Source organism: Streptomyces capparidis, from assembly GCF_054782095.1.
The window spans coordinates 1-25,767 of record NZ_BAAGTD010000078.1 but is presented as its reverse complement, the minus strand read 5'-3'; the positions used below and the strand labels follow the sequence as shown (position 1 = coordinate 25,767).

The window sequence follows — 25,767 nt, the reverse complement described above, 5'->3', positions numbered from 1 at the left end:
CGGGGGAGCGGCGGCCCCCTCGGCGAGCGCGGCGGCCGCGGTGGCGGCGGCCTCGGCGTCGCGGAGCCGGGCCGCGGCCGCCCGGTGCACGGCGGGCCAGCCGTCGAGCCAGCGGGCGGCGTCGTCGCGGGCGGCGTCGGCCTGCTCGCACTCCCGCCGCAGCTTCTCGCGCTCCCCGGCCGCCCGCGAGTGCTCGCGCTCGGCCTCCGCCGCGCCCTCCAGCCGCACCAGCTCCTGCCGCAGCTCCGCCTCGGCGCGGGCCAGCTCGGCCTCGCCGGCCCCGGTGCCGTCCCCGCCGAGGGCGGCGCGCGCCTTGGCCTCGCGCTCCGCGGCGGCGCGGTACTCGTCCGCGGCGTCCTGGGCGAGCGCCCACAGCGGGAGCACCTCGGCGGCCCGCCCCGCCCGGTCGAGCCGCTCCGCCAGGGCGGCGGCCCGCTCCGCCGCCGCCCGCAGCTCGGCGGCGCGGTCCAGGGCGCGGCGGTGCCGGTGCCTGCGGTCGGCCAGCAGGCGGGCGGCCTCCACGGCCTCGCCCGCCCGCCGGTGGCGCTCCTCGGCGGCGGCCAGGGCCAGGCGGGCGTGGTCGGCGCGTTCGCGGGCGTCGACGCGCAGTTGGGCGGCGGTGGCCAGCGCGGACTCCACCAGGCCGGGCCAGGAGGCGGCGGTGTCCGCGGACGGGGGCCGCTCGGCGCTGCCCGCGGCCTGGTGCAGCCGGTGCAGGGTGCCCAGGGCCTCGTCCACGGCCTTGCGGGCGGCCTTCTCGCCGGCCAGCCGCCGGTCCGCGAGCCACCGCTCGACCCGGGAGAACCGGCCGGTGTCGAACAGCCTGCCGAGCAGCGCGGCGCGGTCCTTGGCGTCGGCGCGCAGGAACTTCGCGAAGTCGCCCTGCGGCAGCAGCACCACCTGGCAGAACTGCTCCCGGCTCATGCCGCCGAGCAACTGGAGCAGTTCCTCGCCGATCTCGCGGTGGGAGACGCTGAGGTCCGTCCACTCCGGGGTGGCGCCGGCCTTCCACTCCCGCAGCAGGGTCCTGGCGCGGACGGTGGTCCCGCGGCCGTTCCGCCGCACCTCGTAGGCCGGGCCCCGGGTGACCTCCAGGCGCCGTCCGCGCACGGTGAAGTCCAGCACCACCTCGGTCGGCGTGTCCGGGCGGGCGTGGTGGCTGCGCAGGTGGTCCTTCTTCCGCTCGCCGGGCACATCCCCGTACAGGGCGAAGCACACCGCGTCCAGCACGGAGGTCTTGCCCGCGCCGGTGGCGCCGTGCAGCAGGAACAGGCCGCCGTCCGACAGGGCGTCGAAGTCGACCTCCTCCCGGCCGGCGAAGGGCCCGAAGGCGCTCAGGGACAGCCGGTGCAGCCGCATCAGCCGACCGCCTCCCCGGCGCCCGCCGCCTCCTCCAGGGCGCCGACCCGCACCGCGTCGAAGGCCTCGCCGATCAGGGCCCGTTCCGCCTCGTCGGCGGCGCGCCCGCGCACGTGCGCCACGAAGTCCACGCCGATCTGCACGTCGTCACGGCCCTTCAGCCGGGAGCTGTAGGACTCCTCCCGCGCCCGCGGCCCGTCGAGCTCGGGTTCGAAGGCCAGTTGCAGGGTGTGCGGGAAGCGGCGGCGCAGCCGCTCCATGGGGTCGGCGGGGCGCTCGGGGTCGGTGAGGGTGGCGTGCACCCACGCCTGCTCGTGGCGGTCCAGGGCGGGGTCGGCGAGCAGGTCCTCGAGGCGTCCGCGCAGCCGGGCCAGCGGGCGCGGCACCGGGCAGTCGATCCGCTCGGCGGTGACCTCGCCGTCGGCGGCCAGGTCGACCAGCCACACGCTCTTGCGGTGCGCGGCCTCGGAGAAGCTGTAGGCCAGGGGGGAGCCGGAGTAGCGCAGCCGGGGGGTGAGGGTCTGCGCGCCGTGCAGGTGGCCGAGCGCGACGTAGTCCACGCCGTCGAACACCGAGGCGGGCACGTGCTGGATCCCGCCGACGGTGATGTCGCGTTCGCTGTCGCAGCCCCGGCCGCCGACGACGAACGCGTGCGCGAGCACCACCGAGCGGGTGCCGGGGCGGGCGGCGAGGTCGGCGCGGACCCGGTCCATGGCCGCGCCCAGCACGGCGGCGTGCGAGGACCTGCGCACCCCGAACCTGGCCCGCACCAGGGACGGCTCCAGATAGGGCAGGCCGTAGCAGGCGACGGGGCCGTGCTCGTCGGACAGCAGCACGGGCACCCCGGCGCCCTCCGGGTCGGTGCGCAGGTGTATCCCGGCGCGGTCGATCAGCCCGGCGCCCACGCCGAGGCGGCGGGCGCTGTCGTGGTTGCCGGAGATGAGCACGGTGGGCACGCCGAGGGCGGCGAGCCGGTGCAGCGCGTCGTCGAACAGGGCGACGGCGTCGAGGGAGGGCAGCGCGCGGTCGTAGACGTCCCCGGCGACCAGCACCGCCTCGACGCCGTGCGCGCGCACCACCTCCACCAGGTGGTCGAGGAACACCCGCTGCGCGTCCAGCAGGCTCTCTCCGTGGAAGGTGCGGCCCAGGTGCCAGTCCGAGGTGTGCAGCAGCCTCAAGGCGCCGCTCCGAACCGCATGCGCATCTCTCCCCCGCCACAAGTCCCCGCCCCGGAGCCGCGGCGCTGGCGCGGCGTCCGGCTGTCAGCCGTCATCACACTAACGTCCGAACGTCCCCCGCGCGTCACGGGTCCCGCTTTTCGAACCTGCTTTCGACTCGGGTGCCGGGGGCGCGGCGCGGGCGACGCGAACCGCGGCCCTCACCCGCCGCGGGGACGGGGGCGGGGGCCCGCTCCCCGGCGCGTCACAGCGGGGCCGTGCTGCGCCGGGGCACCAGGACCGGGCCGCTCGCCCGCACGTCCCCGACCGGCTCGCCCGACACCACCCTCAGCAGCGACGCCACCGCGCACGAGCCGTGCTCGACGACGTTCCTGCGCACCGCGGTCAGCGCCGGGTGCACCAGTTGGCACAGCGCCGAGTCGTCCCACGCCACCAGCGACAGCCGCTCGGGCACGCTCACGCCCATCTCCTGCGCCACGCCCAGCGCGGCCACCGCCATCACGTCGTTGTCGTAGATGATCGCCGTCGGCGGCGCCGGGTCCGCGAGCAACTGCCGGGTGGCCCGCGCCCCGGCCTCGCCGCCGTAGTCGGTGTGCAGCGTGCGGGCCCGCTCCAGGCCCAGGCGGGCGGCGGTCTGCGCGAAGGCCGCCGCGCGCTCCTGGGTGTGCACATACATGCCGGGCCCCGCCACGTGCGTGATCCGCCGGTGGCCGAGCGCCGCCAGATACTCCACCACCTCGCGCATCGCCGCCGCGTCGTCCACCCACACACAGGGCAGGCCCTCCGCCGGGTCGGGCCGGCCGATCACCACCGTGGGCAGGCCGAGCTCCCGCACCAGGGCCAGGCGCGGGTCCTCGGTGCGCACGTCGAGCAGGATCACGCCGTCCACCCGGCGCTCGGCCCACCACCTGCGGTACGCCGCGAGCTCGGCCGCCTGGTCGGCGGTGACCTTCAGCAGCAGCGCGGCGGAGCTCTCGGCCAGGCGCTGCTCCATGCCGGAGATCAGGTCCATGAAGAACGGTTCGATGCTGAGCACCCTGGCCGGGCGGTCCACCACCAGGCCGACGGCGCCGCTGCGCCCGTCGGACAGGGCGCGGGCGGCGCTGCTGGGCTGCCAGCCGAGCTGGGCGGCGACGTCCAGGATGCGCCGCCGGGTGTTCTCCGACACCCCGGGCTTGCCGTTGAGCGCGTAGGACACCGCGCCTTTGGACACGTTCGCGGTGCGGGCGATGTCGGCGATGGTCGGACGCTTCACGGGCCCCCTCGTCCCTGGGCTTGCTGTACCGGTGCAGCTTAGTGCCCCTGCCGCCGATCGCCCAGGCAGATCACGGTGGCCGAGTCGTGTCCCAGCTATTTACGGGCGTGCGCGCCTCTGCCACTATCCAGCGAACTTAACCCGTTCAGGAGGTGCACGCACCCATGACCGGACACAACCCCTCACTCCCGCCCGGCCTGTCCCGCCGGGGGTTCCTCGCCCTCGGCACCCTCGCCTCCGCCGGCGCCCTCACCGCCTGCTCCGGCGGCGAGTCCTCGGGACAGCGCCGCGAGACCCTGTACGTCGGCGGCTGGCAGTGGGGCACCCCGCCCAACCACAACCCGCTCAGCCCCACGGCCGGGTGGCCCATCGCGGCCAACCAGATGCCGATCGTCTACGAGAGCCTGCTGCGCTTCGACCAGCTCGACGGCGCCCTGCTGCCCGGCCTGGCGACGGGCCTGGCCACCCCCGACGAGACCACGATCACCGTCACCCTCCACAGCGGCGCCGCCTGGCACGACGGGAAGCCGGTCACGGCGCAGGACGTGGTGTTCACCTACCAGCTCGCCAAGCGGCACGAGGACCTGTGGTACTCCAACGTCTGGGACCACCTGACGGACGTCACCGCCCCCGGCGCGGACACGGTCGCCTTCGCGCTGGACCCGGACAACCTCAACCCGGCGATCGTCAAGCACCACATCGCGAGCGTGTACATCCTCCCCCGCCACCTGTGGGAACGCATCGAGCGGGAGAACGAGCGCCTGCTGGAGTACCCGAACCGGAACCCCGTCGGCTCCGGCCCGTACCGGATCAAGAGCTACAACGCGCAGCGGGTGGTGCTGGAGCGGCACGACGCCTACTGGGGGAAGTCGGCACGCGGCGGGCTGCCCGCCCCGAAGACCGTCATCCACCCCATCTTCAAGGACAACGCCTCCGCCGACCTGGCGTTCGAGCGCGGCGAGGTGGACGTGATGCAGAGCTTCACCCCGCAGATCTGGAAGATGTGGGAGAGCAAGAACAAACCCGTCGGCACCTGGCACGAGGAACCGCCGTACCACATCCCGGGCAGCATCCCGATGCTGGTGCTCAACACCACCAAGAAGGGCCTGGACGACCCCAGGGTCCGCCGCGCGCTGGCGTTCAGCATCGACTACGCGCACATCGCCGAGACCGCCATGTCCCGCTACTCCGAGCCGGTCAGGTCCAGCGTGGTCATCCCCGCCGGGTCGGAGGAGAAGTACTTCGACGGGGCCGCCGTCGCCGAGCACGGCTGGCGCCACGACCCGGACGAGGCCCGCCGCATCCTGGAGGAGGAGCTGAAGGCCACCAAGGGCGGCGACGGCGTGTACCGGCTGCCCGACGGCACCCGCCTGTCGTTCGGCGCGCAGTGCCCCACCGGCTGGTCCGACTGGCAGACGGCGCTGCGCTCGGTCGCCGACAGCGCGAAAAAGGTCGGCATCGAGCTGAAGACAACGTTTCCCCAGGCGCCCCAGGTCACCACCGCCGTGCAGAACGGCACCTTCGAGGTCGCCGTGTGGTACGTCTCCGGCACCTCGCCCGCCGCGCCCTGGCAGCGCTTCCGCGACGTGCTCGACATGCGCGGCGTCTCCGAGCCCGGCAGCCCCGCCTACTACAACTACGGCCGCTTCTCCCACCCCGAGGCCGCCGACCTGCTCGACCGGGTCGCCCGCGTCTCCGACGACGAGGCGAAGGCCAAGGAGCTGTACGGCAGGCTGGACCGGATCTTCATGGAGCACGCGCCGATGATCCCGCTGATGTACCGGCCGCTGGACTTCTTCGAGTTCAACGAGAGCGTGTGGAAGAACTTCCCCGACGCCGCCAATCCCTACGCGCCGCCGATGTGGCGCGGCGCCGGCGACGAGTGGCTGTACAAGATCAAGGCGGCCGGGGCATGACCCTGCGCCGGTACCTGCTGCGCAAGGCCGCCTGGTACCTGGGCGCGCTGTTCGCGGCGGTCTTCCTCAACTTCCTGCTGCCCCGCCTCATCCCGGGCAACCCGGTGGACACCCTGGTGGCGAGCATCGGCCGGGGCGGGGCGGCCGACGCCGACCAGATGGCCCGCGTCCACGCCGAGTACGTCGACGAGTTCGGGCTCGACGAGCCGATGTGGGAGCAGTTCCTCGTCTACCTGAAGAACCTGGCCACCGGCGACCTCGGGGTGTCGTTCTCCTCCTACCCGGCCGAGGTGCGCGGCCTCATCGAGGACGCGCTGCCGTGGACGGTCGCGCTGCAACTGCCCGCGATCGTGGTCGGCTGGCTGCTCGGCAACGCCCTGGGCGCGGTGGCCGCCTACCGCGGCGGCTGGTTCGACCGGGGCGCGTTCACCACCTCCCTGTTCCTGTCCAGCCTGCCCTACTACTGCCTGGCGATCCTGCTGCTGTACCTGCTGGCGGTGGCGGTGCCCGTGCTGCCGCCGGGCGGCGGGTACTCCTTCGGGCTCGACCCCGCGTACACCTGGACGTTCTTCACCGACGCGCTGGAGCACTACTGGCTGCCGTTCCTGTCGCTGGTGGTGGTGTTCATCGGCGGGCAGGCGGTCGGCATGCGGTCCATGGCCGTGTACGAGCTGAACTCCGACTACGTCAACTACAGCCGGGGGCTGGGCCTGAGGGACCGCACGGTGGTGCGGTACATCTTCCGCAACGCGATGCTGCCGCAGGTCACCGGGCTCGCCCTGTCCATCGGCACCCTGGTCGGCGGCGCCCTGATCACCGAGATCGTCTTCTCCTACCCCGGCATCGGGACGCTGCTGTTCACCGCGATCAGCCAGAACGACTACGCCGTGATCTCCGGCATCACCCTGATCATCACCGTCGCCGTGCTGCTGGCGAACTTCCTCGTGGAGGCCGTCTACGGCGTCATCGACCCGCGCATCCGCGCGGCCGCCCGAGGGGAGCGGTGACCCGATGGGACTTACCCGGTTCACCACCCGGTTCTGGGTCTGCGCCGGCCTGTTCACGGCCGTGCTGCTGTTCGGTCTGCTCGGCCCGGTCCTCTACGGCACCGAGCCGGGCGACGTGGTCGGCGGCCTGTACGACGAGCCGTCCGGCGACGCCTGGCTGGGCACCGACAACCTCGGCCACGACGTCCTGGCCAACCTCATGCACGGCACCCGCACCTCCCTGTTCATCGGCCTGGTCGCCGGCGTCGTCGCCACCCTCGTCGGCGCGGCCGTGGGCACCACCGCCGGCTACCTCGGCGGCACCGTCGAGGAGGGCCTGATGGGGCTGACCAACATCATCCTGGCCATCCCCTCCATCGTGGTGCTGATCCTGCTGTCCGTGGCGCTGGACTCCCGCTCGGGGCTCGCCCTGTCCGTGGTCATCGCCGCCACGAGCTGGACGTGGACCGCCCGCGCCGTGCGCGCCCAGGCCAGCAGCGTCCGCACCCGCGAGCACCTGGACGTCGCGCGCCTGTCCGGGGCGAGCCGCACCGGGATCATCCTGCTGGACGTGGTGCCCTACATGCTGTCCTACATCTGCATGGCGTTCGTCCTCCAGGTCTCCAGCGCCATCCTCAACGAGGCGGCCCTGTCCATGCTCGGCCTCGGCCCCAGCGACCAGGTGTCGCTCGGCACCATGCTGCACTGGGCGCTGGCCTGGGAGTCGGTCAGGACCGGCGCGTGGTGGGCGTTCGTCCCGCCCACGCTGCTGCTCACCCTGGTCGCGTTCACCCTGCTGATGCTCCAGTCCAGCCTGGACGAGGTGTTCAACCCGCGGCTGCGGCGCGGCTCCGCCCGGGGCCGCCGCCGGCGCGGCCCGGCCGCCCTGGCCACCGCGGCGCCCACCGCCCCCGGCACCTCCCCGGAGACCCCGCCGCCCGCCTCCCCCTCGGCGAAGGAGCTCACGTGACCGTGCACCCACCGCCCCCGGTGCGCCTCGGCACCGACGTCCTGCTCGCCGCCCGCGACCTGCGCGCCGTCTACGCGGGCCCGTCCGGGCGGGACGTCCACGCCGTCGACGGCGTGTCGCTGACCCTGCGCGAGGGCGAGGTCCTCGGCATCGCGGGGGAGTCCGGCTGCGGCAAGTCCACCCTCGCCGCCGTGCTGTCCCTGACCGCCCGCCCGCCGCTGCACGTCCTCGGCGGCGAACTGGAGGTCGCCGGGGAGCACCTGAGCCTGCACCCGCGCAAGCGGCCCCCGCGCTCCTGGCGCGGCACCGTGGTCTCCCTGCTGCCGCAGGGCGCCCTGAACTCCCTGTCCCCCACGCTGCGCGTCGGCGACTTCGCGGTGGACGTCATCCGCGCCCACGAGCCGCGGGTGAAGCGGAAGCAGGCCCTGGACCGCGCCGCCGAGCGCCTGGAGCAGCTCGGCCTGCCCCGGCGGGTGCTGGCCTCCTATCCGCACCAGCTCTCCGGCGGCATGAAGCAGCGCGTGGTCACCGTGCTGTCCACACTGCTGGGGCCGCGCCTGCTCATCGCCGACGAGCCCACCTCGGCGCTGGACGTGTCCACCCAGCGCGTCCTGGTCGGGCTGCTGCGGGAACTGGTCGAGCGCCGCCTGGTCGGCGGGATCGTCCTGGTCACCCACGACCTGCCGGTGCTGAGCACCGTCGCCGACCGCATCGCGGTGATGTACGCGGGGCGGATCGTGGAGACCGGGCCCACCCGGCGGATCGTGGACGCCGCCCGCCACCCCTACACCGGGGCGCTGCTGGCCTCGGTGCTGGTGCCGGAACCCGGCATCCGCGGGCGCCGCATCCACGGCATCGAGGGCGCGCCGCCCGACCTGGCCGCGCCGCCGCCCGGGTGCCGCTTCCACCCGCGGTGCTCGCTGGCCGACGACCGGTGCGCCACCGCGGAGCCGCCCGAGGCGGCCGACGGGACCGGGGGCTTCTCCGCCTGCTGGTGGACGGCCGACCACCCGGGGCGGCCCGTCGGGGAGCACCTGTGAGCCCCGGCGGCCCGCTGCTGCGGGTCGAGGGGCTGACCAGGGTGTTCGGGCACGGCGAGGACGCGGTGCGGGCCGTGGACGGCGTGTCGTTCACCCTGCGCCAGGGCGAGGTCGCCACCGTCGTCGGGGAGAGCGGCAGCGGCAAGTCCACCCTGGCCCGCCTGGTGCTGCGGCTGCTCGAACCCACCTCGGGCACGGTCGAGCTGGCGGGGCGGGACGTGACCGCGCTGCGCGGGGACGGGCTGAAGGAGTACTGGCGGCAGGCGCAGGCGGTGTTCCAGGACCCGTTCAGCGCCTTCAACCAGTTCTTCACCGTCCGGCGGCTGCTCGGCCGGTCGCTGCGGCTGGCGGAGCGGCGCGCCGGCGACCCGGAGAAGCTGATGGCTCAGGCGCTGGAGCAGGTGGGGCTGCGGGCCGGGGACGTGCTCGGCCGCCACCCGCACGAGCTGTCCGGCGGCCAGCGGCAGCGGGTGATGATCGCCCGCGCGCTGATGCTGCGGCCCCGGCTGCTGGTCGCCGACGAGGCCACGTCCATGCTCGACGCGTCGCTGCGGGCCACCATCCTCAACGTCCTGACGGACCTGCGAGACGCGACGGGCATGACGGTGCTGTTCATCACCCACGACATCGGGCAGGCCGCCTACGTCGGCGACCGGGTGCTGGTGATGAGCCGGGGCCGTGTGGTGGAGGACGGGCCGGCGGAGGAGGTGATCTTCGCTCCGCGCGACCCGTACACCCGGCAGCTCCTGGCGGACGTGCCGCGGCTGCACGGGTGAGGGTTCCGCGGCGTGCCCCGCCGGGTGCGCGGGGCACGCCGCGGCCGCCGCGCCGCCCGCCATGGGGGGCGGCGCGGCGGCGCGGGCGCGGGAACCGCGGCGTCGCGCACGGTCATTGACACCGTTTCCGGGGCGGGATCACGATGGGCATACCGCCGTGGGAGCGCTCCCAAGGACTGCCGCCCCGCTCCCGCCCGCGAGCACCGCCTCGCCCGAGCAGAGCAGCACAGTCGCTGCCGGAAGGGAGCACCCATGCCCCGCAGACCGAGCCGTCCCTCCGCCCCGCCCGGTGGCCTCGCCGCCGTGCTCGCGCTCGTCCTGTGCGCGCTGTGCCTGATGGCGGCCCCCGCCCACGCCTCCTCCGGCGGCCCCTCCGGTGCCGCGGCCGCGCCCACCGCCACGTTCAACTACGCGGAGGCGCTCCAGAAGTCCCTGTTCTTCTACGACGCCCAGCGCTCCGGCGACCTGCCCGACGGCTTCCGGGTCAACTGGCGCGGCGACTCGGGCCTGAACGACGGCAAGGACGTCGGCCTGGACCTGACCGGCGGCTGGTACGACGCGGGCGACCACGTCAAGTTCGGCTTCCCGATGGCGTTCACCGCCACGATGCTGGCCTGGGGCGCGGTGGAGTACCCCGGCGCCTACGCGTCGTCCGGCCAGCTTCCCCATCTGCGCTCCAGCCTCAAGTGGGTGAACGACTACTTCATCAAGGCGCACCCGCAGCCGAACGTCCTGTACGGGCAGGTCGGCACCGGCGGCCCGGACCACGCCTGGTGGGGCCCGGCCGAGGTGATGCAGATGGCGCGGCCGTCGTACCGGATCACCGCGTCCTGCCCGGGCTCGGACCTGGCGGGCGAGACGGCGGCGGCCATGGCCGCCTCCTCGATGGTGTTCCGCGACTCCGACCCGTCCTACGCGGCCACCCTGCTCACCCACGCGCGGCAGTTGTACACCTTCGCCGACACCTACCGCGGCAAGTACTCGAGCTGCATCGGTGACGCGGCGTCCTTCTACAACTCCTGGAGCGGGTACAACGACGAGCTGGTGTGGGGCGCGCTGTGGCTGTACCGGGCCACGGGCGACAGCGCCTACCTGGCCAAGGCCGAGTCGTACTACGCCAACCTGAGCACCGAGCCGCAGACGAGCACCAAGTCCTACAAGTGGACGATCGCCTGGGACGACAAGTCCTATGGCGCCTATGTGCTGCTGGCCGCGCTGACCGGCAAGCAGACCTACCTCGACGACGCCAACCGCTGGCTGGACTGGTGGACCGTCGGGGTGAACGGGCAGCGGGTGCGGTACTCGCCCGGCGGGCAGGCCGTGCTGGACAGTTGGGGCTCCCTGCGCTACGCGTCCAACACCGCCTTCGCGGCCCTGGTCCACTCCGACCGGATCACCGACCCGGTGCGCAAGCAGCGCTACCACGACTTCGCCAAGCGCCAGATCGACTACGCGCTCGGCGACAACCCGCGCCGGTCCAGCTACGTCGTCGGCTTCGGCGCCAACGCGCCCACCAAGCCGCACCACCGCACCTCGCACGGCTCGTGGACGGACCAGATCACCACCCCGGCGCAGCAGCGGCACGTCCTGTACGGGGCCCTGGTGGGCGGCCCGAAGAGCAACGACGACGCCTACACCGACGACCGCCAGGACTATGTGATGAACGAGGTGGCCACCGACTACAACGCGGGCTTCACCAGTGCGCTGGCCCGCCTGTACCAGGAGTACGGCGGCACCCCCCTGGCCGGCTTCCCGGCGCCCGAGCAGCCGGACGGGCCCGAGGTGTACCTCCAGGCGTCCACCAACGCCACCGGCAACGGCTTCACCGAGGTGAAGGCGTACTACACCAACGTCTCCGGCTGGCCCGCCCGGACGATCAGCCAGGGCTCGCTGCGCTACTACTTCACCCTGGAGCCGGGGGTGTCGCCCAGCCAGATCTCGCTGTCCTCGCCGTACAACCAGTGCTCGGCGCCCACCGGCCCGACGCACGCCGGCGGCAGCGTGTACTACGTGACGGTGTCCTGCGCCAACACCAAGATCTACCCGGGCGGGCAGTCGGCCCACCGCAAGGAGATGCAGTTCCGCATCTCCAGCTCCGGGGCGTGGGATCCCACGAACGACTGGTCGTACCAGGGCCTGACCAGCACCCTCGCCAACCGCCCCAACATCCCCCTGTACGACGGCGCCACCCGGGTGTGGGGGCAGGAGCCCCCCGCCTCCGGCGCGGCGGCGCACGCCGGGCGCTGATCCGGCCGCCGGGCCCGGCGGGGGCCGCGGTCCGCTCACCGGCCGGTGGGCGGGCCGCGGCCCTCCGGGTCCGGCCCTCGGGTCCGGCCCCCGCCGGGCCCGGTCGCCGCGTGCCCGGTCGCCGCGCACCCGCCGGGGTGGCCGCGCGCCCGCCGGTTCCGGGCCGAAGATCTGTTGGCGGCACCCACGAACTCCGTTATCGTTGCTCGCGCCAACATTGACGCGACCAACGAAAGGCGGCGGAGCGATGCACTCCCCGGCCAACCCCGCCCTCGACCGGCAGGAACTCACCGGCCTGGTCTCCCGGCTCAGCCATCTGCTCGACGACCTCGACACCGGCGGCCTGGCCGCCATCTACACCGAGGACGCCGTCGGGCACAGCCCACGCGGCACGCTGCGCGGCATCGAGGAGTTCCGCGCCCTCATCGACGCCGCCGACCCCGAGGACGGCAAGACCCAGCACATCACCACCGATGTGCTGGTCGAACTCGGGCCGGACGGGCCGGACGAGGCCCTGGTCACCGCCAACGCCCTCACGTACTTCTTCCACCCCGGCCGGCCGCCCCACCGCACCGCCGGGCTGCGCTCCCGCTTCACCGCGCGGCGCACCGACGCCGGCTGGCGGTTCACCCACCACACGAACACGCTGCTGTGGATCCGGGAGAGCTGACGGCCCCTCGGGGCCCTCAGTCCCCGGCCGCCGCCGTCAGCCGGGGGTCGAGGAGACGGGAGAGGCGGTACGCCACCGGGCGGAAGCCCACCGCCGGCCAGTGCGGGGCGGACAGGCGCGAACCCGTCCACCACGCGGCGGTCGCGAAGCGATAGCCGTTGTCGTACGCCCACGCCAGCGCGGTGGCCAGCAGCACCCTGCTGACGCCCTCGCCGCGGGCCGCGGGCTCCACGAACGCCTCGGCGACCTCCACCGTGCCCTCCGGCACCACGGGACCCGCCTCCGCGGGCGCCAGCACCACCATGCCGACGTCCTCGCCGCGCCGCACCGCGAGCCACGCGGCGCCCCGCGCTTCGGCCAGCGCCTTCGCGCGGTGGCGGCGCAACCCGTCCAGGGCCGCCTCGGGCTGGGGCGCGAACACCGCGGACCGCTCGTCGCAGCGGGCGGAGGCCACCGCCATCCGGCCGATCAGCTCCGCGTCGCCGGAGCCGGCCCGGCGGATGGCCAGGCCCCCCACCTCGCGCGGCTGACGGCCCCGCGCCTTGATCGGCATCAGGCCGCGGACCCGGTCCAGGCCGAACCCGAGCCGGAACCACGCCAGGGCCACGGTGTCGTCGGCGGGCATGTCCACGAAGTGCGCCAGCCGGCCGCGGGCCACCAGGCGGGCGGCCACCGGAACGTACAGCTCGCGCAGCGCCTCCGCCTCCTGCCCGCCCGCGACGGCGAAGCCGCCCAGGCCCACCCGGGCGGCGACCGGCGGCACCCGCAGCGCCTGCGGCCCCTCGGGTGCGACGGCGAGCGGCGCCGCGGCCAGGAACCCGGTCACGGCGGAGCGCCGGGAGACCACCGCGGCCACGCACCCGCTCTCGGCGAGCCGCGCCCGGAGCAGGTCGGCCGCCGCGGGGAAGCCGCCACCCGACAGATGCGGCAGCGATCTGCGGGCCTTCGCGTGCCAGTGGGCCAGCAGTTCCGCGGCTTCGGGCACCCGCTCGTCCGCCAGCGGCGCCAACTCCCATGTCATGGTCGAAGGACGCTAACGGCCCGGTGCGCGCGGCGGCAATCCCCTACAGGGCCTTGCCCAGGCACAGGCTGCCCGGCTCGTGCCGGTACACCCCGAACTTGGTGATCTCCACATAGCCCACCGAGCGGTACAGCGCGATCGCCTCGGGCTGCTTGTCGCCGGTCTCCAGCACCATCCGGGTGCGGCCCGCGCCGCGCGCCCGCTCCTCCAGGTCGGTCAGGATGCGCCGGGCGTAGCCGCGCCCCCGCATGTCCGGGGCGACGTACATGCGCTTGAGCTCCGCGTCGCCGTCGAGGAAGCCCTCGGGCGAGGCGTCCTGGGCGCGCCAGCCCCCGCAGGCCACCGGGGAGCCGTCCGCGTAGCCGACGAGGAACACCCCGTGGGGCGGGTCGAAGTGCGTCGCGTCCATCGGGGTGATGTCTCCGTCGCCGTACCGGGCCACGTACTCCTGCTGCACCTGCGCCGTCAGTTTCGCGGCGTCGGGGTGGTCGTAGCGCACCACGTCGATGTTCACCGGCACATCGTACAAACGGGCGGTCGGGGCGAACGCCGCGGGCGGTCCCTCCGCCGCCCCGCGCCGATTCGCGCCCGGCCGGTCACACCCCAGCGGTCACGTGCCCCGGTCACGCCTCGCCGAACAGCTCCAGCAGCTCCGCCTTGCCGAACATGCGGGCGGTGTCCACCGCGGACGGCTGCCCGGCGCGCGGGTCGGCGCCGCCGGCCAGCAGGGCGCGCACCACCTCGGGCTCGCCCTTGAACACCGCCCCGGCGATCGGCGTCTGCCCGCGGTCGTTGGGCCGGTCGGGGTCGGCGCCGCGGGCCAGCAGCGCCGCGACCGTCTCCGCGTGCCCGTGGTAGGCGGCCAGCATCACCAGGGTGTCGCCGCGGTCGTTGGTGAGGTTCGCCGGAACGCCGGCGTCCACATAGGCGCTGAGGGTGTCGGTGCTGCCCTGCCGCGCCAGGTCGAACGCCGTGGCGGCCAGTTGCAGCACCTCGGGGTCGTGCGCGTGCTCCTGGTCCCGGCCGCCGTCCCGGCCCGGCTGGTGGGGGTGCGTCTCGCTCATGGTGTGTCAGCTCCGCTTCCACGGTCGTCGGGTCCGGCTCCGCCGCTTCCGGTCGAGGACAAGTGTCCCGCAGGGCACCTACCCAGGGGCGGGGCCCCGGTCCGCCGCCGCCGTGCCCGCAGGGCCGTCCCGCCACCCGGGCGCACGCGTCCGGACGGGTGAAACCGCTCGCGCGCCCCGCGCGGATGCGGCGCGCCCGCGGTCCGCCTCGACCAGGATCACCAGGCACGGCGGCGCCTCCGCGGTGCCGCCGGGCGACGGCACCGCTCCCCCGCACCGCCCGTCGCACCGCCCGCCGCACCGCCGGGTCCCGGGCCGCCCCGGGCAGCCCGCCGCTCACCCGCCGGGAGGCCCGAAGTCACCCATTTGCACCTTTCATCCATTATTACTTTCTGTGAACATGGAACAACCTCCTGTGACCCGCACCCTCCACTGGAGCAACCCCATGGTCCTGTCCATCTCGGGCGTCGTACTCCTCGGCGTCATCGTGTTCCTCTTCTTCCGCAAGGACGGCCTGAAGGTCTCCCACGCGCTGGTCTGCACCCTCTTCGGCTTCTACCTCGCCGGCACCGCCATCGCCCCGGGCATCAGGGCCGGAGGCGCCACCCTCGCCGGGTTCCTCGGCGGCCTCCAGCCCTGACCGCGCCCGGCACCCCGCCACGTCCAAGGAGGAAGCCGCAACCGTGCAGCTCCCCCGCGGCCCCTTCCCCGCCCTCCACCGCGGCCTGCTCCGCCAGTTCCGCTGGCTGCGCGCCTGGTGGGTCCGCACCCCGAGCGAGCGCCGCGGCTCGGCCCTGGTCGCCGCCGCGGCCGCCGCCGCCCTGGCCGCCACCCTGCCGCCGCCGGCCGCCGCCCTGCTGCTGGCCGCCTGGCTCACCGGCACCGCCTGGTCCGGACGCCGCCCCCCGCGGCCCGGCCACGACGCGGCCGCCGACACCAGGCTGCGCGCCCTGTACGACGCGCTGGTGCCCTGCTTCGCCGACCCCCGCGACCCCGACCCCCTCTACGGCCACGGCGGCGACTGGCGGCACGCCTTCACCGACCACCGGTTCGACGACGGGCACCGCCTGCTCCACCTGCGCCTGCGCTACCCCGCCTACTTCCCCGACCAGGCGCCCGCCGCCCGCGCCGGAGTGGAGGCGGTGCTGGCCGCCAAGGCCGGCCGGGACCGCGAGTACCACTACTGCTGGGCGGAGCAGGCCGGCGAGCTGCTGCTCACCGCGCTGCCCCCGCTGCCCGCCGACGTCGCCGCCCAGCGCTTCGCCACCGCCCCCGCCGAGATCGTGCTCGGCGTCACCGACACCCTCGCCACCCGCCGCACCACCCCCGCCCGCACCCTGGACGGCCACATCCGCCACATCCCCCCGCTCATCTGGCGCACCGGCCCCCGCTCCACCGAGCCGCACCTGCTCGCCCTCGGCCGGCCCGGCAGCGGCACCACCACCCTGCTGCGCTGCCTCGCCCTCCAGGCCCTGCACCGCGGCGACCTGCTGGTCGTGGACGGCGCGGGCGGCGGGGAGTACGCCTTCCTCAGCGGCCACCCCGGCCTGCTCGCCCTGGAGAGCGGCCCCGCCGGGTCGCTCGCCGCCCTGGAGTGGGCCGCCCACGAGACCGAGCGCCGCCTGGCCGCCGTCGGCCGGGCCCGCGCCCGCGGCCACCCCGTCCCCGCCGACGCCCGCCGCCCCCTGTGGATCGTCGTGGACCGCCCCACCGCTCTCAGCCAGGCCGCCGCCGCGGAAGGCCGCCCCGACCCGCAGGCCCTGCTGCACACCCCGCTGCGCCACGGCCGCGCCGCAGGCGTCACCGTCGCCGCGGCCGACACCCTGGACGCCGTGGCCGAGCTGACCCCGGCCCTCACCGCCCACACCCGCGCCCGCGTCGCCCTCGGCGCCCTCACCCCCCGCCAGGTCCACGACGTGCTCGGCGCCCCGCCCGCCACCAGCCCCGTGCCCGCCCCGCCGCCCGGCCGCGGCTACGCCAGGCTCGGCACCGCCGACCCCTGCCGACTCCAGGTGCCGCCCGCCCCCGACCCGCACGACGAGGAGGCGCACCCCGCGGCCCGCGCCGCCGTCCTCGCCCTGCTGGCCACCCCCCGCATCGAGGCCCCGGCCCACCCGGCGCGCCCCACGGGCTGACCCCGTGTTGCCGATCCGGCAACGGAAGTAGGCGAAACGGCATCCGGCGCGGCAGGCTCCGCGCAGACCGCCCACCGGGCCGCGCGACGCGGACCCACGGACACCGGAGCCGCCCCATGGCCGCACACCAGCACGCCCCGCACGCCGCCCACAGCCACGACCACACCCACACCCACACCCACGAGCACGCCCACGACCACGCCTGGGACATCGACTGGGCCATCCTCGCCGACGAGCTCGAACGCGAAGGCGAGCTCCACCTGCCGGCCCTCGGCGGCACCGCCGCCTGGCTGGGCGGACTGCTGCCCGGGCAGCCCGCCCGCATCCTCGACGTGGGCAGTGGCCCCGGCGTGATGACATGCGTCCTCGCCCGCGCCTTCCCGCACGCCCGGGTGACCGCCGCCGACCGCAGCACCCAGTTGCTGGAGCGGGTCCGCGTCCGCGCCGAGGGCGACGGCGTCGCCGACCGCGTCACCACCCTCGCCGCCGACCTGCCCGAAGGACTCGCCGGAGCCGAGCCGGCCGACCTGGTCTGGGCGGCCAGGGTGGTGCACCACGTCGGCGACCAGCAGGCCGTCCTCGCCGCCCTCGGCCGCGCGCTGCGGCCCGGCGGCGTCCTCGCCGTCCAGGAGGGCGGCACGCCCATCCGCTTCCTGCCCCGCGACCCGGGCACCGGCCGCCCCGGCTTCGCCGAGCGCCTCGACGCCGCCGTCGCCGCCTGGTTCGACGACATGCGCACCGGCCTGCCCGGCCACGTCCGCGTCGCGGAGGACTGGCCGGCCCTGCTCACCGCCGCCGGGCTCACCCCCACCGGCAGCCGCAGCTTCCTCACCGACCTGCCCGCGCCGCTGCCCGTGGCGGCCCGGGAGCACCTGCACTCCCGGCTCACCCGCATCCGCGACATGGCCGGGGAGCGGCTCGACCCCGAGGACCTCGACACGCTGGACGCCCTGCTGGACCGGGACGCCCCCACCGGTGTGCTGCGCCGCCCCGACGCCTTCCTGCTCGTCGCCAACACCGTCCACACCGCCCGCGCCGACTGACGCCGCCCCGCCCCTCAGGCCACGAACGGCTCCCCGGCCGCCTCGGCGGCGGCGCCCGCCCCCACCAGCCGCGCCGCCGCCGCGAGCCGCCGCACCGCCTCGTCGGCCACCGCCTCCCCCACCGTGAACGGCAGCCGCAGATACGACTCGAACGCCCCGTCCACCCCGAACCGCGGCCCCGACGCGATCCGCACCCCCACCCGCTCCCCCGCCGCCGCGAGCCGCGGCCCCGACAGGCCGCCCGCCCGCACCCACAGCGCGAGCCCGCCCCGCGGCACCGTGAACTCCCACTCGGGCAGCGTCCGCCGCAGCGCCGCCACCAGCGCGTCCCGGCCCGCCCGCGCCCGCTCCCGCTGCGCCGCCACCACCGGCTCCAGGTGCTCGGTCAGCAGCCGCAGCACCACCAGTTGCTCCAGCACCGGGGTGCCCAGGTCCACATAGGTGCGCTCCTCCGCGAGCCGCCGCACCAGCGCCGGGGCCGCCCGCAGCCACCCGATGCGCAGCCCGCTCCAGAAGACCTTGCCCGCGGAGCCCACCGTGACCACGGTGCCGCCGCCCCGGTCGAACGCCGCCGTCGGGCGCGGCATCTCGGCGCCGCCCTCCAGCGCCAGGTCCGCCATGGTCTCGTCCACCACCAGCACCGTGCCGCTCGCCCGCGCCCGCTCCACCAGCTCCCGGCGCTGGTCCTCGCCCACCAGCACACCGGTCGGGTTGTGGAAGTCCGGGATCACATACGCCAGCCGCGGCACCGCGTCCCGCAGCACCCGCCGCCAGCCCGCCATGTCCCAGCCGTCGGCGCCGACGCCCACCGGCACCCGCCGCGCACCCGCGCGCTCCAGCATCACCAGCGCGTTGGCGTAGCTCGGCGCCTCCACCGCCACCCGGTCCGCCGGGCCGGCGAGCACCCCGAACAGCAGCCGCAGCGCCGACATCGCCCCGCCGCCCGTCACCAGGATCTGCTCCGGCATCGTCGGCACCCCGCGCGCGGTGAACCGGGCCGCGAGCGCCTCCCGCAGCGCGGGCACCCCCGCCTGGTAGTAGCCGTGCGTGCCGGTGAAGGCGCCCACCCCGGCCACCGCCTCGCCCATCGCCCGCGACAGCCACGGCTCCGGCGCCAGCGGCATCGCGGCCCCCAGGTCGATCACGTCGCCCTCGTCGGCGGGCACCGGGCGCAGCCCCGCCGTCGGCACCGCCCGCCCCGGCGGCAGCGCCGTCCAGCTTCCCGAGCCCCGCCGGGACGCCAGGAACCCGGCGGACCGCAGCTCCCGCAGGGCCGCCGCCACGGTGGTGCGGCTGACCCCCAGCGCCATGGCCAGCTCCCGCTCCGCGGGCAGCCGCGCGCCCACCGGGAGCCGCCCCTCCAGCACCAGCAGCCGCACCGCGTCCGCCAGCTCCCGGTAGGCGGGCCCACCGCCCGCGGGCCGCCCCTCCAGAAGCCGGGCGAGCCGGGCGGCCCCGATCGAAGAAGTCCACTCCGCCATGGAAATCAGTCCACTTTCCTTCGATTGGCCATCGATCTCACCCTGCGCATGGCCACAGAGTGACACACGCAGTCCAATCCCGGCAGGCCCTCGCCGCGTCAGACCCAGCGTCGAGACCACACCGGCCCGGGAGGAACGGAAAGGAACGGTCGTGTCGCTCACCCGACGGCTCATCCAGCTCTACGCGGGCCTGGTCCTCTACGGCGTCAGCGTCGCCCTCCAGGTGCGCGCCGCGCTCGGCCTCGACCCCTGGGACGTGTTCCACCAGGGGCTCGCCGAGCGGACCGGCCTGTCCATCGGCGTGGTGATGACGCTGGTCGGGGCCGCGGTGCTGCTGCTGTGGATCCCGCTGCGGCAGCGCCCCGGCCTGGGCACCGTCTCCAACATCCTCGTCATCGGGGCCGTCATGGACGCCACCCTGCACCTGACGCCGGAGCCGGAGCGCCTGGCCGTGCGGATCCCGCTGCTGGCGCTGGCGGTGGTCCTCAACGGGGTGGCGATCGGCCTGTACATCGGCGCGGACTTCGGTCCCGGCGCCAGGGACGGCCTGATGACCGGGCTGCACCGCCGCACCGGCCGCTCCCTGCGGCTGGTCCGCACCGGCATAGAGCTCACCGTCCTGACCGCCGGCTACCTCCTCGGCGGCAGCGTCGGCGTCGGTACGGTGCTGTACGCCCTGACCATCGGCCCGCTGGCGCAGTACTTCCTGAAACTCTTCGGAGGGGCACGGAGGACGACCCCCGGGGACGGCTCGGGACCGGATGCGGACGGCGTGGTGGCTTCGGGGGGCGGCTCGACCGGAGGAGTGGACGGGGTGGTGGTCCCGGGGGGCGGCTCGACCGGAGAAGCGGACGGGGTGGTGGTCCCGGGGGGCGGCCCGGCCGGAGAAGCGGACGGGGTGGTGGTCCCGGAGAGCGGGTCGACCGGAGGAGTGGACGGCGTGGTGGCTCCGGGGCCGGAGGCCGGCGCGGGTTCGGAGCGGGACGGTGGTGCGGCACCGCGAGCGGGCGGGAGCGCGGTTTCCGGCTCGGGGGCGGGTGCGGCTTCGGGTAGGGGCGGAGGTGTTGGTTCGGGGGCGGCTCCGGGGCGGAGTCCCGAGGCGGGTGCGGCCTCGACGCCGGGGCGGGCCCCCGGCCGGGTCGGGGCCACGGCTCCGGAGGAGGACGCGATCCCCGGCCCCGCCCAGGCCGAACCCGCGGGCCCGGCGGCCGCGGTAAGCGCGGTGGGGGCGGTGGGCGCGGACCCCGCGTAGCGGCCGCGGTGGGCGCGGTGGGCGCGGTGGGCATGGACCCCGCGTAGCGGCCGCAGCCGCGGTCGCGGACCGGCGCCGGGGCACGGCGAGGGACGTGGCCGCGGGGGGCGCCCGGTGGGGGGAGGAGCAGGAGCAGAACCCGGTGCCGCTCCTTCCTGCCTCCCCCCAATCCCAATCCCAATTCCAATCCCAAGCCCGACCCCGATCCTTCGCCTCTCCCGCGTACTCACCCCATTCCACCCCTCACCCCCTCCCTTGGAGCTTCGCCCTCCGAGGAGGGGGCGGTCGGTACGGGCTGTGCGGCCTGCCTCCTGCGGCTCAGGCCTGTTATCTATCCCCCCTTCGTCATCCGCTCCCCTCACAGGCGCGCCCCCGCGCCATACTCGCCATGTGACCAGCCCACCCCTCCCCCGCCACCCCTTCCTCGACCACCCGCTCCCCCTCGCGTTCGCCCACCGTGGAGGGGCCGCGGACGGCAGGGAGAACTCCCTGGCCGCGTTCGCCAACGCGGTGCGCCTCGGGTACCGCTACCTGGAGACCGACGTGCACGCCACCAGCGACGGCGTGCCGGTCGCCTTCCACGACCCGACGCTGGACCGGGTCACCGACCGGGCCGGCGCCATCCGCGAACTGCCCTGGAGCGAGGTGCGCCGGGCAAGGATCGGCGGCTCGGAGCCGGTGCCGCGCATCGAGGAGGTCATCGACGCCTTCCCCGAGGCGCGGATCAACATCGACGTGAAGGCGCCGGAGGCGGTCGCCCCGCTGGTGGAGGCGCTGCGGCGCACCGGCGCGTGGGAGCGGGTGTGCGTGGGGTCGTTCTCCGAGGCGAGGATCGCCGCGGTGCGGGGGCTGTGCGGGCCCCGCCTGGCGACCTCGCTGGGCCCGCGCGGGGTGCTCGCGCTGCGGCTGCGCTCGCTGGCCGGCCGGGTGCCGCTGGACCGGCTGCTCGGCTCGGCCCTGCGCCGGGGGGCGGTGTGCGCGCAGGTGCCCGAGCACTCCTCGGGGGTGCGCCTGGTGGACCGGGCGTTCCTGCGGGCGGCGCACACCAGGGGCCTCCAGGTCCACGTGTGGACGGTGAACGACCCGGCGCGGATGAGGCGGCTCCTCGACCTCGGCGTGGACGGCCTGATCACCGACAACGTGGAGGGGCTGCGGGCGGTGCTCACCGAGCGGGGGGCCTGGCCGGACCCACCCCGCGGGACTCGCGGCGCGCCTTGAGCCGCATCCGGCGCCGGGGCACCACACTGGGCCGGTGGCGACGCGCTCGCGGGCACCGATTCGAACATACAGGCAGGTGTGTGTGGTGGTCCCACCTGGGCATGCGTAGGACAGGTGATCCGGACGGAAAGGGATTGGGGGTGGCGGGTGCGGGCGGGTAGTGTACGCGTCCGACCGCCGAGGGAACCGTTACTGCTCGTATCAAGGCGGAAAACATTGGGTGAGATCAGGCGCCAGATGTGACAAAACGGGCGACGGTGGGTACAACAGGGGCGGCACGACGGACGACGCATGTCCCGTTTCGGGAATCTTCACCGCCGACCGGACGTTGACCTGATGACGACGACAGTGACGACTGTCCTGTGGGCGACAAGCCCGGGAGGCACGATTCATGAGTGAGCGAGCTCTCCGCGGCACGCGACTCGGGGCCACCAGCTACGAGACCGACCGCGGTATCGACCTGGCGCCCCGCCAGACCGTGGAGTACGCGTGCGCGAACGGCCATCGCTTCGAGATGCCGTTCTCGGTGGAGGCCGAAGTACCGCCGCAGTGGGAGTGCCGCGCCTGCGGCGCGGAGGCCCTGCTGGTGGACGGTGAAGGGCCTGAGGAGAAGAAGACCAAGCCGGCGCGTACGCACTGGGACATGCTGATGGAGCGGCGCACTCGCGAGGAGCTCGAGGAGGTGCTGGCCGAGCGGCTGGCCATCCTGCGCTCCGGCGGCATCAACCTGGCGGTGCATCCGCGCGACAACCGCAAGTCGGCCTGAGCCGGCCGGCCCGGCAGCGGCCGGGAACACGACGACACCGGAACACTCACGGCCCGCCCCCCGGGCGGGCCCATAGCTCCCGGGCCGCGGCGCCACCCCCCCTGCGCCGCGGCCCGGGTACGCCCGCCTGCCTGGAGCGCTTCCGGGCAGGTCAGCGGTCTTGGCGTGCCCGCGGGCCCGCTCCCACGTACGAAGGGCGGCCACGCGGCCCGGCCACTCCCCCGCCGTTCACCCGGCGGGGGCGGTGTGCCGTCGGCCGGTGGCCGCCCTTCGTGCGTGGGGGCGCCGCGCGGGGCCGTCTCCGGACCCGCGCCCGGTCAGCCCTGCGCCTCGTCGTCGCGGTCGACGACCTCTCCCTGGACGACCTTGCCGTCGGGGCGGTGGATGCGGGCCTGCTGGTAGGCGGTGCCCACGGGGCCGCGGTGCGCGGTGAGGCCGCGCGGCAGCAGGCCCTTCAGCAGCGCGCGGGTCGGCGGGAACAGCAGGAGCAGCCCGACCGCGTCGGAGGCGAAGCCGGGCAGCATCAGCAGGAAGCCGCCGAGCATCGCCAGGGCCGCCCCCGAGGACTCCGGGGCGGTGGTGGCCCCGGAGCGCACGGCTTCGGTGAGGTTCCGCCAGGCACGCGCGCCGGCCCGCCGCACGGCGGCCCCGCCGACGACGAAGCCGGCGAGCAGCAGCAGGAGCACCAGCAGGCCGCTGGTGGCGTCGGCCACCACCATGAGCAGCCATATCTCCAGCACCACCCAGGCGGCGAGCACCAGCGGGGCGACGGTGCGGGCACGGGAGCGCCGGGGGCGCGCGTACGGCGCCTGGGGCGCGGAAGGGCTCGTCATGCCCTCAATTGTGCCCCCCGCCCTCCCGGGGGCGGCTGCCGTGCGCGGCGTTCTGCGGGCCCTCGGGCTGCTGGCCGGGCCCGTCGCTCTCGGCGGCCTCGGCGGGCCCGGCGCCCTTCCCGGGGGACTCGGGCTTGGTCTCCGCGCGGGGCGGCGCGCTCTCGCGCTCGCCCCGCTGCGGCGCCTCCGGCCCGGCCGTCTCTCGCCCGCCGGGGGCGGCGGTGTCGTCCCGTCCGCGCCCCAGGACCCTCCGCACCCGGTCCTGCGCGCCCCAGGCGGCGACCCGCCAGACGGCCTCGGCGATGATGTCGCGGCTCATCTTGCTGTCGCCGCGCTCGCGCTCGACGAAGGTGATGGGCACCTCCACCACCCGGTACCCGGCGGCCAGCGCGCGCCGGGTGAGGTCGATCTGGAAGCAGTAGCCCTGGGAGGCGACGTCCGCCATGCCGAGGCCGAGCAGGGCCTCCTTGCGGAAGGCCCGGTACCCGGCGGTGACGTCCCTGGTGGGCACGCCGAGCAGCAGGCGGGAGTAGGTGCTGGCGCCCCGGGAGAGCAGCTCCCGGTTCCTGGGCCAGTTCACCACCCGCCCGCCCGGCATCCACCGGGAGCCGATGACCAGGTCCGCGTTGCGCAGCGCGGTGAGCAGCCTGGGCAGCTCCTCCGGCTGGTGGGAGCCGTCGGCGTCCATCTCGCACAGCACGTCGTAGCCGTGCTCGATGCCCCAGCGGAACCCGGCCAGATAGGCGGCGCCGAGCCCCTGCTTGCCCTGGCGGTGCAGGACGTGCACGTGCTTGTCGTCCGCGGCCAGGTCGTCGGCGATCTTGCCGGTGCCGTCGGGGCTGTTGTCGTCGGCGACCAGGACGTGGACGTCGGGCACCGCCTTGCGCACGCGGGTGACGATCGCCTCGATGTTGTCGGCCTCGTTGTACGTGGGGATGATCACCAGTACGTCGCCGAGTGCACCCAGGCTCCGCTGTCCGCCGTCGTTCACGCTTGCCCCTTCTGTCCGTCACGCCGCCGGTCGCGAACCGTCACCGCGAGCCAGGCGAGGAGACCCAAGATACTGATCGTCCACTCGGGTATCGCGCCGACGCGGTCGGCGACGGTCTTTTCGTCCCGCAGAGGGAGTCGTGCGGTCAGCACCTGCTGGGTGAACTCCTCGGCCCGCTGCTCCACGGTGCCGTCGGGGGCGACCACGGCCGTGATGCCGCTCGTGGCGGCGGTGACCACGGCGCGGCCGTGCTCCACGGCGCGCAGCCGGGACATGGCGAGCTGCTGCTCGGGCTGGCCGGTGCTGCCGTAGGTGGCGTTGTTGGTCTGGACGACGAGGGCGCGGGCGCCGCTGTTGACGGTGTCGCGGACGATCTCGTCGTAGGCGATCTCGAAGCAGATCACGTCGCCGAGGCGGGCGGGGCCGACCTGGAGGACGCCGGAGCCCTCGCCGTGCCAGAAGTCGCGGGGGACGCGCTCCAGGCGGGAGATGAACTTGGTGAGCGTCTCCCGGAACGGCACGTACTCGCCGAACGGCACCGGGTGCTGCTTGGTGTAGCTGGCGCCCGGGCCGGTCCGCGGGTCCCAGACGATGCCCTGGTTCTGCACATGGGTGTCGTCCGGGCCGTCGACGAGGGCGCCGACGAGGACGGGCACGCCGATGGCCTTGACGGCCTCCTCGATGCGGGCGCGGGCCTCGGGGTTGCGGTAGGGGTCGAGGTCGGAGGAGTTCTCCGGCCAGATCACCAGGTCGGGGCGGCGCTCGCGGCCCTCGCGGACGTCCTCGGCGAGCTCCAGGGTGGCGTTGACGTGGTTGTTGAGGATCAGCATCGGGCGGCCGAGGAAGTCCATCCCGGGCTTTTGCACGTCGCCCTGCACCACGGCGATGTCCACCGTGTCGTCGGCCTTGGTGGGCACCGGGACGGCGTAGCCGCACAGCAGCACGGCGCAGGCGCCGGCGGCGGCCGCGGCGGCGGGAACGCCGGGGCGCCGGCCGCGGCGGTGCAGGGCGAGCGCGGCGAAGGCCAGCAGGGAGCCGGTGAGGGCGACGGCGAAGGTGACCAGGGGGGCGCCGCCGATGGCCGCCAGGGGCGTGAAGGGGGTGGCGGTGTTGGCGAACGCCAGCCGCCCCCACGGGAAGCCGCCGAACGGCACCCGGTCGCGCGCCCACTCCTGGGCGACCCACAGGCAGGCGCCCCACAGCGGCGCCCCCGGCAGCCGCCAGGTGACGGCGAGGCCCGCGCCGAGGACGACGAAGAACATCGACTCGATGACGGACAGGCCGAGCGTGGCGTCGAGGCCGACGACGCGCAGCCATATCAGCAGCCAGAAGAAGAACGGCAGCGCGAACGCGAAACCGAGCCAGGCGCCCTGGCGCGCGGTGCGGCCCCGGGTGAGCAGCGCGAGTGCGGCGACGGCCAGCAGGGACAGCGGCCACACGTCGTAGGGCGGGAAGGCGGCGGCCAGGGCCAGGCCGCTGACGGCGGCCACGGCGGTGGCGGGGGCCGCCGCGCGCACGGCCCCCAGCGGGCGGCGGCGCCGGGCGCGGGCGGCGGCCGCCGCGGCG

General features: G+C 75.2%; 21 protein-coding genes and 2 pseudogenes. 13 read left to right on the top strand and 10 right to left on the bottom strand.

Going from position 1 to position 25,767, the window contains the following annotated elements; all coding sequences use genetic code 11:
* The 3 genes from ACYVO2_RS35235 to ACYVO2_RS35225 all read right to left on the bottom strand — a co-directional run.
* The coding region (locus ACYVO2_RS35235; RefSeq protein ID WP_461012188.1) for an AAA family ATPase at window positions 1–1,359 on the bottom strand (1,359 nt) is incomplete at its 3' end.
* On the bottom strand, window positions 1,359–2,537 hold the full coding sequence (locus ACYVO2_RS35230) for an exonuclease SbcCD subunit D (RefSeq protein WP_461012187.1): 1,179 nt from the start codon (window positions 2,535–2,537) through the stop codon (window positions 1,359–1,361). The genes ACYVO2_RS35230 and ACYVO2_RS35235, both read right to left, overlap by 1 nt.
* Before the next feature lie 244 nt (window positions 2,538–2,781).
* Window positions 2,782–3,792 carry a LacI family DNA-binding transcriptional regulator gene (locus tag ACYVO2_RS35225; protein ID WP_461012186.1) on the bottom strand — a complete coding sequence of 337 codons (1,011 nt, stop codon included), beginning with the start codon at window positions 3,790–3,792 and terminating at the stop codon, window positions 2,782–2,784.
* Window positions 3,793–3,956: 164 nt separating this feature from the next.
* On the opposite strand from ACYVO2_RS35225, the gene ACYVO2_RS35220 reads away from it, so the two are divergent.
* From ACYVO2_RS35220 to ACYVO2_RS35190, 7 genes are all read left to right on the top strand, one after another.
* Window positions 3,957–5,708: an ABC transporter substrate-binding protein gene (locus ACYVO2_RS35220; protein WP_461012185.1), complete on the top strand. Its 1,752-nt coding sequence runs from the start codon at window positions 3,957–3,959 to the stop codon at window positions 5,706–5,708.
* Window positions 5,705–6,715 carry an ABC transporter permease gene (locus ACYVO2_RS35215; RefSeq protein WP_461012184.1) on the top strand — a complete coding sequence of 337 codons (1,011 nt, stop codon included), beginning with the start codon at window positions 5,705–5,707 and terminating at the stop codon, window positions 6,713–6,715. Before ACYVO2_RS35220 ends, ACYVO2_RS35215 begins: the two co-directional genes overlap by 4 nt.
* Before the next feature lie 4 nt (window positions 6,716–6,719).
* Window positions 6,720–7,664 carry an ABC transporter permease gene (locus ACYVO2_RS35210; RefSeq protein WP_461012183.1) on the top strand — a complete coding sequence of 315 codons (945 nt, stop codon included), beginning with the start codon at window positions 6,720–6,722 and terminating at the stop codon, window positions 7,662–7,664.
* A complete protein-coding gene (locus ACYVO2_RS35205) occupies window positions 7,661–8,704 on the top strand; it encodes an ABC transporter ATP-binding protein (RefSeq protein ID WP_461012182.1) in 1,044 nt (347 codons plus the stop codon). The genes ACYVO2_RS35210 and ACYVO2_RS35205 overlap by 4 nt, the downstream gene beginning before the upstream one ends.
* A complete protein-coding gene (locus ACYVO2_RS35200) occupies window positions 8,701–9,480 on the top strand; it encodes an ABC transporter ATP-binding protein (RefSeq protein WP_461012181.1) in 780 nt (259 codons plus the stop codon). Before ACYVO2_RS35205 ends, ACYVO2_RS35200 begins: the two co-directional genes overlap by 4 nt.
* A 252-nt stretch (window positions 9,481–9,732) precedes the next feature.
* Window positions 9,733–11,727, top strand: coding sequence for a glycoside hydrolase family 9 protein (locus ACYVO2_RS35195; protein ID WP_461012180.1), 1,995 nt, complete (start codon window positions 9,733–9,735; stop codon window positions 11,725–11,727).
* Between the two features lie 247 nt (window positions 11,728–11,974).
* A complete protein-coding gene (locus ACYVO2_RS35190; RefSeq protein ID WP_461012179.1) occupies window positions 11,975–12,397 on the top strand; it encodes a nuclear transport factor 2 family protein in 423 nt (140 codons plus the stop codon).
* Between the two features lie 16 nt (window positions 12,398–12,413).
* On the opposite strand, the gene ACYVO2_RS35185 is transcribed toward ACYVO2_RS35190, so the two are convergent.
* The 3 genes from ACYVO2_RS35185 to ACYVO2_RS35175 all read right to left on the bottom strand — a co-directional run bounded on the left by ACYVO2_RS35185 (window position 12,414) and on the right by ACYVO2_RS35175 (window position 14,482).
* The gene (locus ACYVO2_RS35185) at window positions 12,414–13,418 is read right to left on the bottom strand and encodes a GNAT family N-acetyltransferase (protein ID WP_461012178.1); all 1,005 of its coding nucleotides are present in this window, start codon (window positions 13,416–13,418) and stop codon (window positions 12,414–12,416) included.
* Window positions 13,419–13,461: 43 nt separating this feature from the next.
* Window positions 13,462–13,932 (bottom strand): GNAT family N-acetyltransferase, encoded by a 471-nt coding sequence (locus tag ACYVO2_RS35180; RefSeq protein ID WP_461012177.1) that lies wholly within the window; start codon window positions 13,930–13,932, stop codon window positions 13,462–13,464.
* Between the two features lie 109 nt (window positions 13,933–14,041).
* A complete protein-coding gene (locus ACYVO2_RS35175; RefSeq protein ID WP_461012176.1) occupies window positions 14,042–14,482 on the bottom strand; it encodes an ankyrin repeat domain-containing protein in 441 nt (146 codons plus the stop codon).
* A gap of 445 nt (window positions 14,483–14,927) precedes the next feature.
* On the opposite strand from ACYVO2_RS35175, the gene ACYVO2_RS35170 reads away from it, so the two are divergent.
* The 3 genes from ACYVO2_RS35170 (at window position 14,928) to ACYVO2_RS35160 (ending at window position 17,660) form a co-directional block, all read left to right on the top strand.
* Window positions 14,928–15,122 (top strand): hypothetical protein, encoded by a 195-nt coding sequence (locus ACYVO2_RS35170; protein WP_461012189.1) that lies wholly within the window; start codon window positions 14,928–14,930, stop codon window positions 15,120–15,122.
* A gap of 43 nt (window positions 15,123–15,165) precedes the next feature.
* A complete protein-coding gene (locus tag ACYVO2_RS35165; RefSeq protein WP_461012175.1) occupies window positions 15,166–16,617 on the top strand; it encodes a hypothetical protein in 1,452 nt (483 codons plus the stop codon).
* A gap of 116 nt (window positions 16,618–16,733) precedes the next feature.
* Window positions 16,734–17,660, top strand: coding sequence for a class I SAM-dependent methyltransferase (locus tag ACYVO2_RS35160; RefSeq protein WP_461012174.1), 927 nt, complete (start codon window positions 16,734–16,736; stop codon window positions 17,658–17,660).
* Between the two features lie 14 nt (window positions 17,661–17,674).
* On the opposite strand, the gene yczR is transcribed toward ACYVO2_RS35160, so the two are convergent.
* Window positions 17,675–19,141: a MocR-like transcription factor YczR gene (gene yczR / locus ACYVO2_RS35155; RefSeq protein WP_461012173.1), complete on the bottom strand. Its 1,467-nt coding sequence runs from the start codon at window positions 19,139–19,141 to the stop codon at window positions 17,675–17,677.
* 151 nt (window positions 19,142–19,292) lie between these two features.
* Between yczR and yczE the strand changes: the two are divergent.
* From yczE to ACYVO2_RS35140, 3 genes and pseudogenes are all read left to right on the top strand, one after another.
* Window positions 19,293–19,859 (top strand): annotated as a pseudogene (gene yczE / locus ACYVO2_RS35150) (membrane protein YczE); the annotation flags it as partial.
* A 924-nt stretch (window positions 19,860–20,783) separates the two neighbouring features.
* Window positions 20,784–21,611, top strand: a complete 828-nt coding sequence (locus ACYVO2_RS35145) for a glycerophosphodiester phosphodiesterase (RefSeq protein ID WP_461012172.1) — start codon at window positions 20,784–20,786, stop codon at window positions 21,609–21,611.
* Between the two features lie 391 nt (window positions 21,612–22,002).
* Window positions 22,003–22,377 (top strand): RNA polymerase-binding protein RbpA, encoded by a 375-nt coding sequence (locus ACYVO2_RS35140; RefSeq protein ID WP_461012171.1) that lies wholly within the window; start codon window positions 22,003–22,005, stop codon window positions 22,375–22,377.
* A 317-nt stretch (window positions 22,378–22,694) separates the two neighbouring features.
* On the opposite strand, the gene fxsA is transcribed toward ACYVO2_RS35140, so the two are convergent.
* The 3 genes and pseudogenes from fxsA to lnt all read right to left on the bottom strand — a co-directional run.
* Window positions 22,695–23,210, bottom strand: coding sequence for an FxsA family membrane protein (gene fxsA / locus ACYVO2_RS35135; protein ID WP_461012170.1), 516 nt, complete (start codon window positions 23,208–23,210; stop codon window positions 22,695–22,697).
* Window positions 23,211–23,445: 235 nt separating this feature from the next.
* A pseudogene (locus tag ACYVO2_RS35130) lies at window positions 23,446–24,201 on the bottom strand (polyprenol monophosphomannose synthase); the annotation flags it as partial.
* A partial coding sequence (lnt, locus tag ACYVO2_RS35125) for an apolipoprotein N-acyltransferase (RefSeq protein WP_461012169.1) occupies window positions 24,198–25,767 on the bottom strand: 1,570 nt, incomplete at its 5' end. The pseudogene ACYVO2_RS35130 and the gene lnt, both read right to left, overlap by 4 nt.